The sequence below is a fragment of the Saccharospirillaceae bacterium genome (genome assembly GCA_022448365.1).
Taxonomy (GTDB): domain Bacteria; phylum Pseudomonadota; class Gammaproteobacteria; order Pseudomonadales; family Oceanobacteraceae; genus Bacterioplanoides.
Window position 1 is genome coordinate 216,260 of the sequence record JAKVCS010000001.1, and the last position, 18,600, is coordinate 234,859.

General features: G+C 48.3%; 15 protein-coding genes. 10 read left to right on the forward strand and 5 right to left on the reverse strand.

Annotated features, from left to right (window positions below):
• Positions 1–164 precede the first annotated feature (164 nt).
• Positions 165–1,070: a LysR substrate-binding domain-containing protein gene (locus MK185_00950; protein MCH2039190.1), complete on the reverse strand. Its 906-nt coding sequence runs from the start codon at positions 1,068–1,070 to the stop codon at positions 165–167.
• A gap of 118 nt (positions 1,071–1,188) precedes the next feature.
• On the opposite strand from MK185_00950, the gene MK185_00955 reads away from it, so the two are divergent.
• The 7 genes from MK185_00955 (at position 1,189) to MK185_00985 (ending at position 12,521) form a co-directional block, all read left to right on the forward strand.
• A complete protein-coding gene (locus tag MK185_00955) occupies positions 1,189–2,649 on the forward strand; it encodes an amidohydrolase family protein (GenBank protein MCH2039191.1) in 1,461 nt (486 codons plus the stop codon).
• Between the two features lie 29 nt (positions 2,650–2,678).
• Positions 2,679–3,854 carry a membrane dipeptidase gene (locus MK185_00960; GenBank protein ID MCH2039192.1) on the forward strand — a complete coding sequence of 392 codons (1,176 nt, stop codon included), beginning with the start codon at positions 2,679–2,681 and terminating at the stop codon, positions 3,852–3,854.
• Between the two features lie 314 nt (positions 3,855–4,168).
• Complete coding sequence (locus tag MK185_00965) at positions 4,169–5,158, forward strand: hypothetical protein (protein ID MCH2039193.1); 990 nt, start codon at positions 4,169–4,171, stop codon at positions 5,156–5,158.
• Between the two features lie 132 nt (positions 5,159–5,290).
• Entirely contained in the window at positions 5,291–7,099 is a 1,809-nt protein-coding gene (locus tag MK185_00970; protein ID MCH2039194.1) for a hypothetical protein, read from the forward strand.
• A gap of 46 nt (positions 7,100–7,145) precedes the next feature.
• Complete coding sequence (locus tag MK185_00975) at positions 7,146–7,847, forward strand: response regulator transcription factor (protein ID MCH2039195.1); 702 nt, start codon at positions 7,146–7,148, stop codon at positions 7,845–7,847.
• Entirely contained in the window at positions 7,831–9,183 is a 1,353-nt protein-coding gene (locus tag MK185_00980; GenBank protein MCH2039196.1) for an ATP-binding protein, read from the forward strand. Before MK185_00975 ends, MK185_00980 begins: the two co-directional genes overlap by 17 nt.
• Before the next feature lie 116 nt (positions 9,184–9,299).
• Positions 9,300–12,521, forward strand: a complete 3,222-nt coding sequence (locus MK185_00985) for an EAL domain-containing protein (protein MCH2039197.1) — start codon at positions 9,300–9,302, stop codon at positions 12,519–12,521.
• Positions 12,522–12,556: 35 nt separating this feature from the next.
• On the opposite strand, the gene MK185_00990 is transcribed toward MK185_00985, so the two are convergent.
• Positions 12,557–13,096 (reverse strand): NAD(P)H-dependent oxidoreductase, encoded by a 540-nt coding sequence (locus MK185_00990; protein MCH2039198.1) that lies wholly within the window; start codon positions 13,094–13,096, stop codon positions 12,557–12,559.
• A 176-nt stretch (positions 13,097–13,272) separates the two neighbouring features.
• Here MK185_00990 and MK185_00995 point away from each other — a divergent pair, with 176 nt between their 5' ends.
• Positions 13,273–14,196 (forward strand): LysR family transcriptional regulator, encoded by a 924-nt coding sequence (locus tag MK185_00995; GenBank protein ID MCH2039199.1) that lies wholly within the window; start codon positions 13,273–13,275, stop codon positions 14,194–14,196.
• On the opposite strand, the gene MK185_01000 is transcribed toward MK185_00995, so the two are convergent.
• Positions 14,193–14,681 carry a MarR family transcriptional regulator gene (locus MK185_01000; GenBank protein ID MCH2039200.1) on the reverse strand — a complete coding sequence of 163 codons (489 nt, stop codon included), beginning with the start codon at positions 14,679–14,681 and terminating at the stop codon, positions 14,193–14,195. The two genes, MK185_00995 and MK185_01000, sit on opposite strands and share 4 nt — an antisense overlap.
• Positions 14,682–14,811: 130 nt before the next feature.
• Between MK185_01000 and MK185_01005 the strand changes: the two genes are divergently transcribed.
• Both MK185_01005 and MK185_01010 read left to right on the forward strand, forming a co-directional pair.
• Complete coding sequence (locus MK185_01005) at positions 14,812–15,702, forward strand: EamA family transporter (GenBank protein ID MCH2039201.1); 891 nt, start codon at positions 14,812–14,814, stop codon at positions 15,700–15,702.
• A 6-nt stretch (positions 15,703–15,708) separates the two neighbouring features.
• A complete protein-coding gene (locus MK185_01010; protein MCH2039202.1) occupies positions 15,709–16,338 on the forward strand; it encodes a nitroreductase family protein in 630 nt (209 codons plus the stop codon).
• Between the two features lie 81 nt (positions 16,339–16,419).
• On the opposite strand, the gene MK185_01015 is transcribed toward MK185_01010, so the two are convergent.
• On the reverse strand, positions 16,420–18,051 hold the full coding sequence (locus MK185_01015; GenBank protein ID MCH2039203.1) for a phospholipase D-like domain-containing protein: 1,632 nt from the start codon (positions 18,049–18,051) through the stop codon (positions 16,420–16,422).
• A 156-nt stretch (positions 18,052–18,207) separates the two neighbouring features.
• Positions 18,208–18,549 carry a hypothetical protein gene (locus MK185_01020; GenBank protein ID MCH2039204.1) on the reverse strand — a complete coding sequence of 114 codons (342 nt, stop codon included), beginning with the start codon at positions 18,547–18,549 and terminating at the stop codon, positions 18,208–18,210.
• Positions 18,550–18,600: the final 51 nt, after the last annotated feature.

The window sequence follows — 18,600 nt, forward strand, 5'->3', positions numbered from 1 at the left end:
AAACCGATACCTTTTAGTACCCCATTAGTTTTTTCATCAGTAAATTAGGTATTTATTATTAGCGGACTAACCAAGAGCCTCAATTTTGGATATCAACTTACACGTTGGTTGGCTTGTAAGCCAGTTCCAGACAGTCCCAGAAAATTTTTAAACGATTCATATAATCATCGATAAATGGCCGTTTTCAGACTGAATTCAGTAGCTTTTTGCTTAATCCACTCAGCAAAAAGATGAACATGTTCGCTTTCAAGGCTCTCTTCACTGGCGGCGACCAAATAGTAACCACTACCCGAATCAACTGCCCTGCAACCAAGCGTTATCAAGCGCTTCTGATAAATATCATCCGTTACCAGTGTCAAAGGTCCGAGTGCAATACCGATGCCGTCAATTGCAGCTTGTAACGCTGCGACAGGGTCATTGCATTTTATATAACGAACGTCTTCAGGCATTGGGTAGCCATTCAGGTCAGCCCAACGTTGCCAGTGATCAGCTTCCTCAAACAACTGAATCAGTGGTAGTTTTAAGATATCCTGAGGATTGCAGATTCCCGAATCAGCCTTTAATCCGGGAGACAGCACTGGCAGAACAAATTCATCTAGTATCTTTTCGCTATACACACCAGGCCAATTTCCATTTCCCCAACGGATGGCCAGATCACATTTTTTTGTTGCCATATCTTCCAGATGATAACTGTTTTTCAGTATCAGATCTGAGCATGGGAATCTCTGGAAGAAGTCCAGCAACCTTGGACTCAGCCATTTAATCGAAAAAACCGGTAGAACGTTGATAACCAGATTGCTGCGATGGCCAGCCCTCAGATCCTCCAATGTTTCTGTGATCATCTTAAACGCTTGATTAAGCGTTTGCTGGAGTTGCAGACCTTTATCAGTTACGCCAATTTTACGATGACTACGGTGCAGCAGTTCGATCTCTAATTCGTCTTCCAGTTTACGCAACTGGTGACTGATGGCAGATGGAGTGACATGCAACTGCTGGGCAGCTTTTTGCACCGATCCGAGCCGAGCACAAGCTTCAAACGCCTGCAATGCATTTAGTGATTGAATCTTCATGACTGAAAAAATCTCATTCAAGACGCAAAAATAACTCGTTTGAGTTCTGTTATGGCTGTTGAAAAGATAACACCAACGACTGAACTTATCTCATCCTGAAGCAGTAGGGTAAAGGCAAATGACAATAAAGACACCTCTAATCGTAATGCTGGCTATCTTAGCGACCATGACAATTGGTTTTATCTCTATTTTCAACTTACCTGATGCTCCCAAGGCTCAACAAAAACCCGTTTCACTGAACCATGTAACGGTGATCAATCCGACACTGAACCGTTTGCAGGTGGCAAACCTGTCGGTGGAGGATGGCGCAATCAGATTCAGAGAAAGTAGCAGCCAACCGAGTCAATACGACGGAAGTTTTGTGTTACCTGGCCTGGTGAACATGCACTCCCATACTCCCGGTAAAAACCTTCTCAATCTGAGTCCCATGTTTAGCCTGGCAGCCATCATGCACGGGGTTACTACCTGGCGCGACGCGCTGGATCCTGACGGTAGTGGTGTCGCTGCATTGCATCAACAGATTCGTCATCAACATTGGCCAACACCTCAGGTTTTTTCTTGCGCTGTTGTTACCCGAGGTGATGCGCGTTGGCCAAACTCGAACTTCCTGGAAGAGCCGCATCATGCGGAAGGTCTGATTTATTCTTTAAAACAACAAGGCCACAGCTGTATTAAATCATATGAAAATCTAAGTCAGGAATTGATCAGCAGTATTAAACACGCTGCCCATCGGCATGGAATGCAAGTTATCGGCCACGTTCCGGAGGGATTAACGTTTGAACAAGCAGCACTTCCAGATACTCAGCATTTTTTTGGTATAAATACAATTACACAATTTAACGTACTTTCAAGAAATGGAGATTGGCGTGCAGTTCATCCATCAAGAATCGAAGAAATCAGTGAATTCATTATCAAGAACAAACTGATCAATACACCTACGCTTGTAACACTGCAGCAGATACAACAATACCGATACTTCGATGAGGCCAGGAATAACCTAACTTATCAATTTCTACCGGATTTTTACCTCGATGTGGTATGGCACCCGACTACCGGTTTACCGGCATATCGTAACTTAAAAGCGCACACTCTTACCTTAGCCGAACAAGCATTGAGGAAAAAGCAATTACTGTTGAAGAAACTGCATGACGGTGGTGCAACTCTTAATATTGGAACAGATACACAGCAACCCTTTGTAGTTCCGGGGATAGCAATGTGGCAAGAGATGCGACTTTTTCAACAATCAGGAATTGATCCTGAGCAAGTATTGGCATATGCCAGCTGGAAAGCCAGACAGCAACTACCGATTGATAAAACTCTGGCGCTGAAACAACAAGGATTAGTAGAGAATAACGGGATTGCAGACTTTCTGATTTTTTCCCGAGACCCAACTTTGTCGCTTGATAATCTGGACAGTCTTCAAGCTGTTGTTGTTCGTGGAAAGCTATACGACATCAACGAGTTAAAGAAAACCATGAGTGCATTGCAACAACATTATCGCAGTTGGCCACTAAACAGTATTTCAAAATTCTTCGCTAAGCGTTCGATGCAAAAAATCGCCAGTAAGTTCACTCATTAATTTCTCTCCAATTCACTTCAGGTGTAACCATGATCAGACCACGGATTATATTTCACAGCATATGGTTTCTCATTTTTATAGCCTGGCTGGTATTGGTTCCTATTGATCTTGAAAAATACGTTAGCCCGGCAAATAGTCAACTCTCCCATGCGAATAATAACAGTAACTTATATTATCCATACACGAATCTTTTTGTAGCAGACATGCACGCTGACACATTACTCTGGCAACGGAATTTCTCAGCTGCCGCAGAGATTGGTCACGCGGATTTACCACGCTTGCGTAAGGTCAATACCGGACTTCAGGTATTTATGTCAGTTATTGAAGCTCCGGATGATACAGAGTCAGACCATATTGAACAAAACGGCGACCAGATCACTGCCGTTGCCTTGCTGGATGGCTGGCCTCTTAATACAATCAACAACTATCTCAATCGCGCATTATTTCAGTCCCAGCGCTTACATCAGGCGGAAAAGAGCGCCTCAGGTAAGCTTCAGATTGTTAGATATCGTGAGCAATTGCATTCATTGCTGCCTGATTGGAAAGCTCAAGCCAGCCCCCTACATGCCATCCTTGGTCTTGAGGGCGCACATGCAACCGAGTTTGACAGAAAAAATCTGCAACGGCTGTTCGATGCCGGTTACCGCACCATGGAGCTCGCGCATTACTCTGATACAGCACTGGCAGGCTCGTCATCCGGCATGAAAAAGTATGGATTAACCGACAAAGGGAAAGAGATGCTGGCTGAAATGCAACGACTGGGAATGGTTTTAGATGTTGCCCATTTATCCGATCAGGGGATTCGTGACGTTTTGCATAGTACTGATCTTCCTTTGTTTTCTTCACATACAGGGGTCTATTCCATTTGTGCCAAATCACGTAATTTATCTGACGATTTAATTAGACAAATTTCAGCTCGCGGTGGAATCATTGGAATCGGTTTTTTTGAAGGGGCACTATGCGATCTATCGTTAAAGGCACTGGTCGATACAATTGTATACGCAAAGAACCTGGTTGGATCTGAATATATTGCTCTTGGTTCTGGATGGGATGCCGCTGAACTGGCAATTTCACCGTATCAGCTTCCAGAACTTGTCAGGGCTCTACAACAACGTGGACTGAGTGAAACTGATGTGCGTAACATAATGGGATTCAATGTTGTACGTTTTTTCGCAAAGAACTTGCCGTCAATGAAAGATAGATAACGTTCACATAATTAACCATTTTTCATACTTGCATATTCAGTGTTAGCGACAGAATAGCAAATTAATTTAAGTACCCATTTTTACTAAAAATAAACGACTTTACAGCTGTAATTCAGGCTGATGCTACGAGGTACGCAGATAACCGATGAAATTAGTGTCGATTAAAGTCCGGCAATTATCTATGTTTTGCTGGTATTACCGACGAATCTACAGAACAATGCAGTCGAAAGATTTCTCTGGCATCAAAGAACTTGATAGTTTTGTAGGAATTAAGTAATATCCGCGCGCTTTTTACCTATCTATCAAGGAACGATATGCGCGCTATTACTCGCTTGCAAATTAGTCTGCTTTCCATGCTTGTTGCCTCTTGTGGTGGCGGTGATTCTGATTCGTCCGCACCTATTCAGAAGAACGTAGGTATTCACGCGACTCCGGGAACAGTCGCCAGTAATACGATTATTTACGGAAATTATCAGACGATTTCCAGTGGTCAGTTAGCGCCCAAGTCTGAATACTTCAAGACCTTTCGCCAAACCGAAATCGTGAACAACATTCCTGCGGCGTTTGGGGTTTCTACGGATAGTCCAGCACCCTATAAGAAAACCAAAGATTTTGTTGAGTATACGGGTAAGCTCGCGGAGCACTCCACTACCAGTTATTTTACGATTGAAGCTGCGCCTAAATTACTGGCAGCGCTTGATATAAAAAATCAGTGGTACAACAACCTTCATACCACGACAACCACGAAAACCAACAGTAATAACGCCGATGAGGCTCAAGTTGGTCAGAAAGAAAGCTCCACTCAGAGTGCCGATCTGTTGCAATACCCATCCGGTAATCCGGTGGGCAATCGCTCCAGCAATCTGAATTCTACCTACCAGGGCGTTGAGGACATTACCGTTGGCGGTAATTTGTGGAGCACCTTTAAAGTGACCGTTGATGACCGTCGCTCCCAGGCGATTACCGGTAATCTGAGTAAAAGTACGCGCACCAGCGCCGCGGGCACCATGTGGTTGGAACGTCGCACGGGGACACTAATAAAACTCACCTCCAAGATGAAATTTGAACGCATGGATTATCCCGGTATTCACCTCGACTTAGAAGTCACACAGCGGTTATTGGAAACCAACGACCCGTTGCTGTTAGAACAGCGGGTTAACGCCAATACCGGTGCAACGATGGCCACCAGCCTCAAACCGCAAACCTTGCGTGAATTCAGTGAAGGTGAGCTGAAATCACTGGCACAAAGCTACTGGCAGCAACATACCAACATCCATCAGCCAGAAGCTCTGGAGCTGTTGTAATCCCCTCAGAACCGACTCGTTCAGCCCCGATTCAGCGGGGCTGACATCTGCTGACAACGTTCAGACATAAGCCAGATACTTTCCCTTTCTCTATCAGCTTATGCTGTTCTCCGAACTGACAGGAGAACACCAATGAAAGCTCTAAAGACATCCAATTTACGCACAGCACTGCTGTCTGCCATTCTCGCTTCCGTTGTCAGCCTGACCGGCTGTGGCTCTGATAGTCAATCCAACAGTGCTTCCAGCAATACCGGGAACACTGGTGGCGGCGATCATCCAGACAATGTCACACAACCAGGCGCAGGCCAACAAGCGGATGGTTTATTTGCCGTGCGTGGTGACTGGGCCATTATGAATGGTGAAATAACTTCCAAAATCGTCGAGCAGCTAAACAGTCTGGTGAAACATAACCCCCAGGTAAAAACCATTGTGTTTGAAAATGTTCCCGGTTCCAGCGATGACGAGATGAACCTGAAAGCGGGTCTGCGTTTGCGTCAGCTGGGGCTGAATACGTATTTACCGCCGGGTGGTGAAATTGCCTCAGGTGGCGTGGACTTATTTCTTGCCGGCAAAGAGCGTTTTTCCGCAAATGATGTTTTGGTGGGCGTGCATTCCTGGGCCGGCGATGGTGTTCAGGATGCCAGCACTCTACCCCGAGACCACGCGTCGCACAAACCCTACCTCGACTATTACAAAGCTCTGGGCATCCCTCAGGACTTTTACTGGTTCACCATTGAAGCCGCTGACGCCGAAAACATTCACTGGATGTCGAACGCTGAGCGCAAGCAATATGGTATTACCACCCGAGCGGCAAGCGACAAAGAGTTAAATATGATTACTCATCATGCCAACCCGGATAAAGCCATCAGTGGCTTATTCACTCAGTACAGCTGGGTAAACGCAGTGAATAAAAAACCAATTCATATCTTTGCCGCAGAATCAGTGGCACCGTTGCAGATCGCTAAGGCCCGTGCGGTCATGCAACACTACCTGACTAATGGCGCAGCTCTGAAAAACAAAGATAAGATAAGTACGAAGCTGGGCGACAACCAGGCCAGCCTGTTTATGTTCGCCACCCAGCAAGATTCCGAAGCGGCCTTTGATGGCAGTCTTGGGCAATCCCCACTGGCACACCACGGTCAGGATTTATACGCCAGTGAGGTGTTTGTTGAAGGAACGCAGAATTATCTAAAACGCAGCCAGGCCGAAGGTCGAGACGCCACTTACGAGGAAATTCTTCATCTGGTTCAGGGGCACGGACTGGCGCCAGCAGAAAAGGCGTTACAGGATCGGATTGTCAGCCTTGCCAATCAGGCCCTTGCGGATAAAAGCTGGAATCCAAGCCAGGAAGATGTGAACCAATGGACAGCCGAGACCGGCCAGAATGGTTATAACTCGCTGAACTTTGAATATCTCGCTGCGGCTGTTGAAGGTTTTTATGGTCTTTGGGGTTATTCCGATCGCGGTTTAGACGGCTATCTCGGTACAACCCGAGCCGCTCAACAACAGAAGGATCCTCAAGGACTGGCGCTGATTAGAGAAGTCTGGCCGTCGTATATTGCGACCAGCATGCCGATCAGTGCCGGGTTCGAGGCCGGTCAGACCTTCAGCCTGCAATACAATCCAGATCTGGAATACAGCAGTCAGTCACAATACTTGCAACATGTACACCTGACGGGCAGCAACAACAGTCATATACTGGGTAACGAGCAACAGAATACATTGCAGGGAAATGCCGGAGACAATCGCATCGATGGTGCAGCTGGTGATCGGGATGTGGCTGTTTTTGTCGGTCTGCAGCAAGAGTATCGGGTTTACCAACAAGGTAACGAATGGCATGTGGTTGACAGCGTGACTGATCGCGATGGCCACGATGTATTGGTTAATGTGGAATTCCTTAACTTCCGCGACAAAAACAATGTCAGTGTGAATGATCTCTGAAAGACCCCCAATCACACACAATACGTCAATAAAAAGCCGGGAAACAATGAACGAATTTGCAGAAAAACACATCCTGGTGGTTGAGGACGATGCCGAAATCAGCCGTCTGCTTAGGGTGTTTTTAACAACCGAGGGGTTTAACGTTCAGGTTTGCCAGCGGGGTGATCAGGCTCCGCTGGCAATTCGTCAGGCCTCACCCGATCTGGTCGTCCTTGATATTTTGCTACCCGGCCAGGATGGCTTGTCGGTTTGCCAGCAAGTCCGTTCGTTTTATCACGGGCCAATCCTGATGCTCACAGCGTGTGAAGACGATGTTTCGGAGCTCACCGCGTTCCGGTCCGGCGCCGATGATTATGTGCGTAAACCGATTCGTCCCGATGTGCTGTTAATGCGCATTCAGGCGCTACTGAAGCGTTGCAGCACTGCCGTCACTCACTCTGAGCATTACCGCTGTGGCCCGATCGAAATCATTCCCGGACGCCGCGAAGTTCTTTTAAATGGCGAAGTCGTTGAGCTGCAAAGTGGTGAATTCGATCTACTCGAGCTACTGGCCCGTCATCAGGGTCAGCCGGTGAGCCGTGACCGCTGTTACAAAAATCTCAGAGGCATTGATTACGACGGTGCTGACCGCTCCCTCGACATGCGCATTTCGTCATTGCGAAAACGCCTTGGAGATCAGGCACCGCAACAATTTATAAAAACCGTGCGGGGTACCGGTTACATGTTGGCCAATGATGAAACCCGTTAGTTTTTTCTGGTATTTGTACGGTGCAGTCGCCGTAGCACTGGCTCTGACCATCAGCACATTATTTTTAGCCATCGATACGATTGAGAGTCAGGATGACTGGGAAGATTTTGCCCGGGATGCCCAACAGCTATTGTTAATGGCGCGGGTTGAATGTGGAACCGAAGATTTTCGCAACCACTGTGTCACAGAATTAATTGCCGATCACGGTTTCGAAATCAGCCAGCATTCGAACAGTGACAACGATCATGATGAGTTCGTCGATAGCTGGTCACATCTGAATGAAGACATTCAGGTATTCCGTTTAGCGGCCGGGTTTCAGGCTCAGGTCACAAACCAACCCAACCTGTGGTTGCGGGATAGCCCGGCACACCTGGCTGAAGCGGCGCGTGACAACAGCCCTTACATTGTTTTCGCTACCGCCATGGGGATTACGTCGTTACTGCTGATCTCGATCGCACTGTTTCTCTACTGGCCGATTAAACGACTGATTCGCTGGCTAAAACAACTGGAGCACTCTGCCGATTCGCTGGCAAGAGAAGATTACAGCGTGCATTTACCCGCCTTACATGTCAGCCCGTTTTTTCAATTAACCGAACGCTTTAACCGCATGATTGGCGTTGTCCGCAATAACCTTGAAGAGAAGCGGTTGCTGGCCAATGCCATGGCGCACGAACTGCGTACGCCATTAAGCCGTGCCCGACTGGCACTGGGTCTGTTGCAGCGCCAACCAGATGATGCGTTCCGGCAAACCTTGTTGTCCGATCTCGATCGTTATCTGGATGAACTGGAGAAAGTGACTGACAACAGCCTGCAGTTGGTCAGGTTGCAAAATTCCGAACCAAACCTGAGCGAGCTGTCACTCGATAACTGGATTAAACAAAAAGTCTTCAGCCGCCAGGGACAGACGAGTCATATCGACTGGCAGATGACATTAATGCCCTGCTCAGTGGCTGTTGATGAACGCTTTTTTACGCTGATTATCGATAATATCTTGAGTAACGCTGAACGCTATTGTCAGCAATGTATTCGGATAACGATTACCACCCGTGAAAAGTACGCAGAGTTAATCGTGGCAGACGATGGTCCCGGAATCGCTGATGAGCTTATCGAACAGGCACTGCAGCCGTATCGACGCTTAGACGACAGTCGTGACCGCCGCTCTGGCGGCATTGGCCTGGGCCTGGCATTGGTAAACAGTGGCTGTGCACGGCTAAACATTGGCCTGTCACTGCGCAATCAACAACCCGGTTTGTCGGTGCGATTGCGTATTCCTCTGGTAACGGATGATGTTGGCCGTTCAGGTAGAAACACCAATAGCAGCGAATGTCACTTTTAGACTACTTTTTGATCTTTCACATGACATAAGTATCTGTTTGAGGCTGGCGTCCGGCGTTGTTTTCCATTACGGTCGAGGGAGACTCTTAAACTCCATAACAGTCAGATTCAAGCACCGTGAAAAGACATTTTTTACTCTTACTGCTCGTATTGCCGTTGCTGTTATTGGTAAACAGCGTTGGCGCATCCGATCTGCGTCACAAGCGAATACTATTGCTGTTTTCCTACCATTCGACGTTTCCAACCACGAGCAAAGTGCTCGACGGTCTGCGTCAGGCATTTGCCGACGATCAGCCCATTCTCGACGTCGAATACATGGACAGCAAGCACATTAACGATGCCGCCAGCCGACAGCTATTCCTGCAACTGCTCAGCTACAAACTGGACCGGCTGCCATCCTATGATCTGATTATTACCGCCGATGATAACGCGCTGAACTTTGCACTGGAAAACCATCAGCCGTTATTTAATAGCACCCCGGTTGTCTTCCTAGGGGTTAACAACATCCCGAAAGCCCTGTCTCTGGAAGAGAACCCTCTAGTAACAGGGGTGGTTGAGGCCGCATCATTTGATGACAGCTTGTCGCTGGCGATGGCGTTGTTTCCAGAGCGTACTAACTTGCATGTAATCGTCGATGGCAGGGTCTCGGGACAATCGGACTATCAGTCGCTGGCACTGTTGAAACAAGATTTCCCGCAACTGAATTTTCGTACGTTATCGTTACAAAATCTGACCTGGCAACAACTCGGTAGCCGCCTGCAGCGTCTGGGTCAGCGCGATCAGGTTCTTCTGCTGTCGGCCTACCATGACAAGGAGTCTGCCTATAAGACCTTTGATGAGGGACTGGCATTCATTACCCAACACAATCAAACGCCACTGTTTCATTTGTGGGAGCACGGTATGGGCGATGGCGTATTGGGCGGTGTGCTGGTCAGCCACAAAGAACAAGGCTTGCAAGCAGGATTAATGGCACGACAAGTGCTGACCGGCCGATCAATCAACGATATCCCGATTCTCAAAGAAAGCCCAAACCGACCGATGTTCGATTTCCAATATATGAATCTTTTCGGTGTGGGTCACGCGCAACTGCCGGAAAACAGCCTGGTATTACTTCAGCCTGAATCTCTCTGGAACACATACCGGGCAGAACTGACGATATTGATTGTATTTTTCGTACTTTTGGCAGGCGCCGGTATCTATCTGTTCAACCAAAACATCAAGATGCGTCGGCTAGGTTATCGCCTGGCAGAACAAACCAGTTTTTTTCGTCTCCTGATGGCCACCCTGCCCGACCTGGTATGGATTAAAGACCCAAAAGGCGTGTATCTGGCCTGTAATAAGCGTTGCGAACAGTTTTTCGGTACTCGCGAAGAGAACATCATCAATAAGACCGATTACGAGTTGGTCAGCAAGGAAATGGCCGATATTTTCCGACAAAATGATCGGCAGGCGCTGCAATCCAACTCGATCTCAATTAATGAAGAACAAATTCAATACGCCAGCGATGGGCATATTGAGGTGCTCGAAACCATCCACACACCGGTGTATGACGAACAAAATGGGCGATTACTGGGAGTATTAGGCGTTGGCCGCGATATTACGGTTCGCAAAGCCCATGAAGAATCGCTGCGTTTGTTAGCCAGTGTGGTGGAAAACACCGCTGAAGGCGTGGTGATTACCGATGCCGACCGACGAATCATTGAGGTAAATGCTGCTTTCAGCGATATCTGTGGGTATCCGCGCGACGAAGTACTGGGTTGCAACCCCAATATTCTGAAATCAGATGAACAAGACGCCGCCTTCTTCGCCGGTATGTGGGATGACATCCATCAGAAGGGTCGGTGGAGCGGCGAGATCCTTAACCGACATAAAAACGGCGATGTATTTCCGGCCTGGCAAACCATCAGCGAAGTACGCAATAAGATCGGTGAGATAACGAATTATGTGTCCGTGTTCTCCGACATCAGCGAGCTGAAAAAGACTCAGGAAGAGATCTCTTATCTGGCGTATCACGATTCGCTCACCCAGCTGCCAAACCGGGTATTGTTGCAGGATCGTCTCGGCCAGGCGATTAAACATGCAGATCACACCGGTCAGTCGTTCTGTTTGATGTATATGGATCTCGATAACTTTAAAAATATTAATGACAGTATGGGACACGCGGAGGGCGACCAACTGCTGATCGAGGTTGCCGACCATCTTCGCCATACGTTACGCGATAACGACACCATCGGCCGCCTCGGTGGTGACGAATTCGTGATGCTGTTTGCCAATCTGGACAGCCCGCAGCAAGCCAGCAACCTGGCCGAAAAAATTCTTGAACGCATCCAACAACCGATTCAGCTGACGAATAAAATCGTCAATGTATCGGCCAGCATTGGTATCTGCATGTACCCTCAGGATGGTTCAAATGCGGTTGAACTCTGGCGAAATTCCGATGCCGCGATGTACCGTGCTAAGCAACTGGGTCGCAACACCTACAGTTTCTATACCGAGGAACTCACCCGCCAGGCTTCTGAACGTGTACAGATAGAAAGCGACTTACGGCAAGCACTCAAACGCAACGAATTTGTTCTGCATTACCAACCGCAAATCGATACCGCAACCCAGCGTATTATTGGCGCCGAAGCACTCATCCGCTGGATACACCCGCAACGTGGACTGGTACCACCCGATGCGTTTATTCCGGTTGCCGAAGAGACTGGCCTGATACTCGCCATTGGTGAATGGGTGCTGGAGCAGGCTGTCTCACAAACTAAGACCTGGCTGGATCAGGGCATTAACATCGGCGCCGTAGCGGTGAATATTGCAGGCCCGCAAATCACCAAGGAAGACCTGACCGAGAAAGTGAAGTCGGTGCTAAAACGCTATGAACTGCCGCCACAGCATCTGGCTCTGGAATTAACCGAAACCTTTATTATGACCAACGAAGACACCATACGGCACCTGCAACAGTTAAGTGAACTGGGTGTTGAGTTGGCGATTGATGATTTTGGTACTGGCTACTCGTCGCTCAGTTATCTGAAAAAACTGCCGGTCCATAAACTGAAGATCGACAAATCATTTATCAGTGATATTGGTATTGATGCCGACGATATGGCGATTTGTCGCACCATTATCGCCCTGTCAGAAAATCTGGGATTGTGTGTGTTGGCAGAGGGCGTTGAAACCATGGCGCAATCGCAATACCTGCAGCAACATGGCTGTATCCAGGTTCAAGGATATGGTTACAGTAAGCCTTTGCCGGCATCTGAACTGGAAGCTTTCTATTACAGCTGGACTTGTCAGCACAGGTCGGAACCACATAGTTCTGTATCCGAGGGCGTCACCCAACATTAAGGTGCCGCCCTGCGAGTTTATTACCCTTGGCCAGATCAGACTTCGGACAACAATGACAATTGCTTGATCAGCTGCTGACTCAGTTCGTCATTCGTCAACACGCCCTGCTCGCTGTCGAAGTTATCGTAAAACGAAGGCACCGACAGGCTGCCTTTTACGTCCAGTGCGAAGTACGGCGCCGAACCCACCGCCGAGTTCAATACACTTTGTGCCCCACCCTGTCCTGGCGAAGTCGCCAATAACACCGCTTTCTTGTTCTGATAGACCTTCTGATCGATGCGGGACGTCCAGTCGAACACATTTTTATACGCCGCCGTGTAGGAGCCATTGTATTCAGCAAACGAAATCAAAATGACATCGGCTTCACCGATTTTTTTGCGAAATGCCTGCGCTGGCGCCGGAATGCCCGACTCGTTTTCGCGATCAGAGCTGTAAATAGGCATCTCAAAATCGTTTAAATCCAGCACCTCAAATTCGGCGCCAGTGTTGTTTTGCAACAGCTCAGCAGCGTGGGTAACCAGCGCTTTATTAATGGACTGGCTGGAGTTGCTTGCGGCAAATGCTAATACTTTCATCATCGTTCCCCGGCCGGTAGGCCTGTGTGTTCATGGTTGGTTTTGATGTGTCCACTATAGATTCACCACAAATAAATATTAATATCCCATTCGTGGACTTATTATTTCCATTTGACTCGCAATAAAGTCGAAGCTCCCTTATGCTGGGTTTTTCACGTTTCTGATGAGGTTGGTAAATGAGCTACAACGGCCAATTGCTCGACGGTATGGTCATCTTTACCGAAGTCGTTAATGCGGGCAGCTTTACGCTGGCGGCAGAAAATACCGGCCACTCAACCTCGTACATAAGTAAAGAGATGAATAAACTCGAGGAGCGCCTGGGTGTGCGGCTGATGAATCGCACCACCCGCTCACAGAGTCTCACCGCCGAAGGGGAAATCTACTTCCAGCAATGTCAGCAAATCATCGCTGAAGCAACCCAGGCACAAAACGCACTGATGGGCCAACAGCTGGAACCGACCGGTACATTGCGCATCAGCTGCCCGGCCAGTTTTGGTGAAGCCCGGATGCAACCGGTGTTCTCCGGCTTCCTCAGCCGCTATCCGCAGGTTGCGCTGGAGCTGGATGTCAGCAACCGCAAAGTCGATGTGATTGCCGAAGGGTTTGACGTGGTTATTCGCGCCACACCTCAGCTGGCCGACTCGAGCCTGATCAGCCGCCGGGTGATGACGTCACGTGGCATTACGGTAGCCTCACCCGACTACTTGAATCGCAAAGGCACACCAAGCCGTCCGGAACAATTAGCGCAACAACACCCGGATCAGCACGAATGTATTACCTACAGTCATCTTAAGCAGCCAAGACTGTGGCAATACCAGAATCAATACGGCAAGGAAATTCAGGTAGACGTGGGTAGCCGAACCCTGACCAACAGCTCAGAGATGATTTTGTCGCTGTGTCGCGACGGCCAGGGCATTGCCCGGATTCCGGAGTTTCTGCTGACCGATGAGCTGCAACAGGGAACACTGGTTGAACTGTTTTGTGATCACCAGCACTTCCCTATCGATGTATTTCTGATTTATGCCAGCCGCAAACATATGTCGTCGAAGGTGCGGGCATTTATTGATTTTGTTGCCGAGGCATTAGCCAACGAAGCTTAGTGCTCTTCAAGTACCGCGAGCAACGTGCGCAGATTGTCATCAATTTGCTGCAGTTGCTCAGGTGACAATTCAGAGATGATATGTCGTTCGTTCTGCAGATGAGCCTCAACCGCCCGGTCTGCCAGCGCAGCGCCTTCTGCGGTGAGCTGAACCAGCTTACTGCGGGCATCTTCCGGATTTGCCAGCCGTTCAATAAGCCCTCGCTTTTCCAGCTGATTCATCCGGTGCGTCATGGTGCCAGAGGTCACCATCAAAGTAGAAAACAAGGTGGTTGGTGCCAGGCAATAGGGTGCACCGGAGCGCTTTAACGTCGCCAGCACATCAAACTCCCAATAACTCAGATCAAACTCAGCAAATACTTTATCCAGCTTTGGCTGTATCAACGCCGCACAGCGTTTCAGGCGACCAATCGGCCCCATGGGGGTGGTATCGAGATCCGGGCGTTCCGCCTGCCATTGGGCAAGAATGTTGTCGACTTTATCCATCGGTAAATCCTGGGCTGATGCTTCATTGTTATTGGCAAGCGACTCTATCGAGGATTTATCTTGATTTCAAGATAGTTTCGTTTAAACTGAATTTATCTTGAAGTTAAGATAAATTGAAATCGAGTATGTTATGCGTATTGTTTTACTAATTTTGCTGACGGCGTTGGCTCCCATCATCTGGGGTTCAACGTACATTGTGACCAGTGAATTCCTGCCTGCAGGGGTTCCGATTGCTTCCGCTGCTATCAGGGTTCTGCCAGCAGGCCTGCTCTTGTTGCTGATTACCCGGGTATGGCCACAGAAACAGCAATGGCTGAAATTAGCCCTGCTGTCTGTGCTCAACATTGGCCTGTTTCAGGCGCTGTTGTTCGTCGCCGCTTATCGACTGCCCGGTGGCCTGGCGGCCATTCTTGGTGCAGTACAACCTTTTGTGGTGATGCTGCTGATCTGGTGGGTTAATCAGAAAGGACCCAGCCTGGTTGCCGTGATTGCCAGTATCGCCAGTATTCTGGGGATGACAGCGCTGATTCTATCACCGGGTAGTCAGTGGGATTTGATTGGCACTCTGGCGGCTTTGATCGGCGCGATCAGTGTTGGTGGCGGCGTCTTCCTCACCCGCCATTGGCAGATGAATATGCCGACTCTGGCATTTACCGGCTGGCAGCTGGTGTTAGGCGGTTTGATGCTCGTACCGGCGGCCCTGTTGTTTGATGCACCGATGCCGGTATTGAGCCAGCCACAAATACTCGCGTATGTGTATTTGTCTCTGGCTGGTTCTCTGACGGGCTATTTTCTCTGGTTCAACGGTATTCACAAACTATCTCCAGTGGCGGTGTCATCACTGGGATTATTAAGTCCGCTATCGGCTGCGGTATTAGGCTGGGTATTCCTCGGTGAAGCCTTGCAGGGAACTGCCCTGCTCGGGTTTATCACCGTGTTGCTCAGCGTATTAATTGTGCAATGGGCCATGCTGCCTGAGCGTCCGAAATTTCCCACGCTTTTCAAAACGATTAAGGAATAAATCACCATGACAAATATTACGAATACTCACGTCAGCAAACTGTTACAGCAACGTGTATCGACCGGGCGTTATGATCCGGATTTTGAAATTGATAATGAAACAATTACAGAATTAATCCGCCAGACCACTCTAGCCCCCAGCGCTTATAATCTGCAAAACTGGCGATTTATTGCGGTGAAATCCGAAGAGCAAAAACAAGCACTTCACCAAGCGAGCTACCAGCAACCACAGATATTGGATGCAGCCGTTACCTTTATTGTGGTTGGCCAGTTAAATGCGCATAAACAGTTAGCTGTCGCCCTGCAACCATCGGTTGAAGCGGGTTTAGTGCCACAAACTGCAGCAGATAGCTGGGTTACTGCGGCAACACAAAGCCATGAAGGTAACCCTCAATTACAAATGGACGAAGCCTTCCGCAGTGCCTCGTTAGCCGCGATGACCTTAATGCTGGCCGCTGAAGATATGGGTTTTGCTACCGGGCCAATGAGTGGTTTCGTGCGCGAACAAGTACAACAGGCATTTAATCTGAGCGAGGATGATATTCCAGTGATGCTGATCACCGTTGGTAAAGCGGCAGATAAAAGCTGGAGCCAGAAAAAACGCTGGCCAGTAGATAAAGTGCTGGAGATTGCGTAATACAACAATGAGGAGCGTTATGCTCCTCATTGTCTGTCCAGTTCGTCTGCATCCAGAAATACATGACGATCAATGCTGGAATTAAGGGCACTTCCCCTGCTCATAATCGACAAAAGCTGACGATTTTGATTGCTGCCACATAGGGTTTTGATAACTCTGGTAATACTGATGCGCGGCCAGAGTATCTTCAACGATGTAGCCAAAATCCTGCAAGGTTGCCGGATACAGATTTTTAGAACCGATGTAAAAGGCGGCTCCGTCAACTGCGATGGTTTTGGCATGGTTCGCAATCGTATTGCCATTTGGCCAGGCACCAATGCCATCTGCATGCCGTAGCGGTGCCAGCTGAAACGATTGACACATCGTGTGCCGGGCCTGAGAGTCAGACAATGAAGCCCGTTGTTTCAGCTTTCTCAGCAAAATATCGGTAATCTCCGACATTTCTTTCATATTTGAATACGGTGCTACCAGACTTTGTTTGGCTCCCGGTGTGCTCACAACCACCTGAACTTTAACGCCTTCATTCAATTTATCCGCCAAAACGTCAAACAAACGCGCATCGTAATAAGAGTTTGCAAATGGCGGTGCACAAGGTGCGATCAGATCCTGCTGAGAAATAAACACCGATTCGTTGGCACTCTGAATTAGCGCACGCAACCCTTCTTCTTCAGGATTGGCAATGGTGTATTCCCTATTATCGTTAACATAATCTTCAAATAACCCTAAACAATCGGCTTTATGGTCATCGGCATCTGGCAGGCCTCCAAGATTCCCTCCCGGGGTTTGCATACCAAAACCTAACCCCCCTAATGACATGACGGTTGTTTCACCCGCAACATCTACTGCTGGCGCCGCGAAATTCGCAGGACAGTTATCACCGCTGGCAAGGGTTGACACAAGATCGACGTAGAACGTTTTATTGATCGCACCGTCGCGCCAGCGACAGCTGAAAGCCCACAACAAGTCAGCAAACTGGTGGGCCGATACGGCAGCCTCACCTTCCAGGCGCATGGTTAAATCGCTGATCGGATTATCAACCTGACCGTAGGCTGCTTCCCACATATTGTGGCCACCAACAATACTGCTACGGCCATCAACCGCGATAATTTTGGAATGGTTCCAGGAATACAACCAGCTGGTTTCAACACCTGCTACTGATATTTTAATATCGTCTGCGTTTGCACCTAAATCGGTTTTTAATCGTTTCATATACGCATCGGCAGTTTCACTGAAAGGGCTATCAAAATTTCCCATCACCGGAGGGGTACCGCCTAAAATACGCACCTGCAGTTGCGGTGCTACCGCATAGGCAGCCTGAATACCGTCAACAATCGCTTGCTGAAAAACACCATCTGGATAGGTTACCAGGGTAGTAATATCGATCCAGTGACGAGCCGATGCCAGATCCTGACGGATGCTATCGGCATAATGTTGCAATGCTCCGGTATCCGAACAAGTACCATCACCCCAACAGTTCGGGGTTTGTAACAACCAGCTGTCAGGCTGAGCACCATAACCGCTGATGCGATTATTTGTCGTGGTTTGCCACAGTATGCCCGCAGACCCTGGGAATGTTTGCTCAAGATGAGACTGAATATAACCGATATGATTGGTATCGGAGTAAGAAGATACTGAAGCCAGTATTAAAAAAGAGCTAACAAGGATTTTTATTTTTATTTGAAGTAGTACGACGAGATATGTGTAGTTTTTCAAACTAATATCCTTAGCTATAAAATGGGAGGCGGATTCTAATGACCGGCATTCACCAACTCAAGCTATTTATAACAAGGTAGTCAATAAGACAGGTATTATCCAATTCGAGCGTGCTGAAGCGATGAAAAATGGCTCATGCAGATGCTGTTTTAACAATCAGCGACTGGAATTTACAGAAAAATAATCCTTCATCCAGTCATATAAGGTATCGCTGCTGACATCTGATGATTTCAGCGCCTGATAATCATCACCCGGGTCCTGATCACTGAAAGTGAACTGACATTGCACCAGCCCAGGATGCTCATCGTGCAACACCACCAGGATACGTTTTTTGCTCACCAGACAGTCAATGGTCATCACGTCAGCTGGAATACCCATCTTACGCATGCCCTGCATTACCCCAATTACCGGATTAATATCGGTGAAATCCTGTTGAATACGGCCATGGGCTTCACTGGCTATTTCAGACAGGTCTAACAGAGCTTGATTGGCATTCATAACGGCTGATTCTTGTCGTCGCGTAATTTAAAAGCAAGTGCAAACGTTACC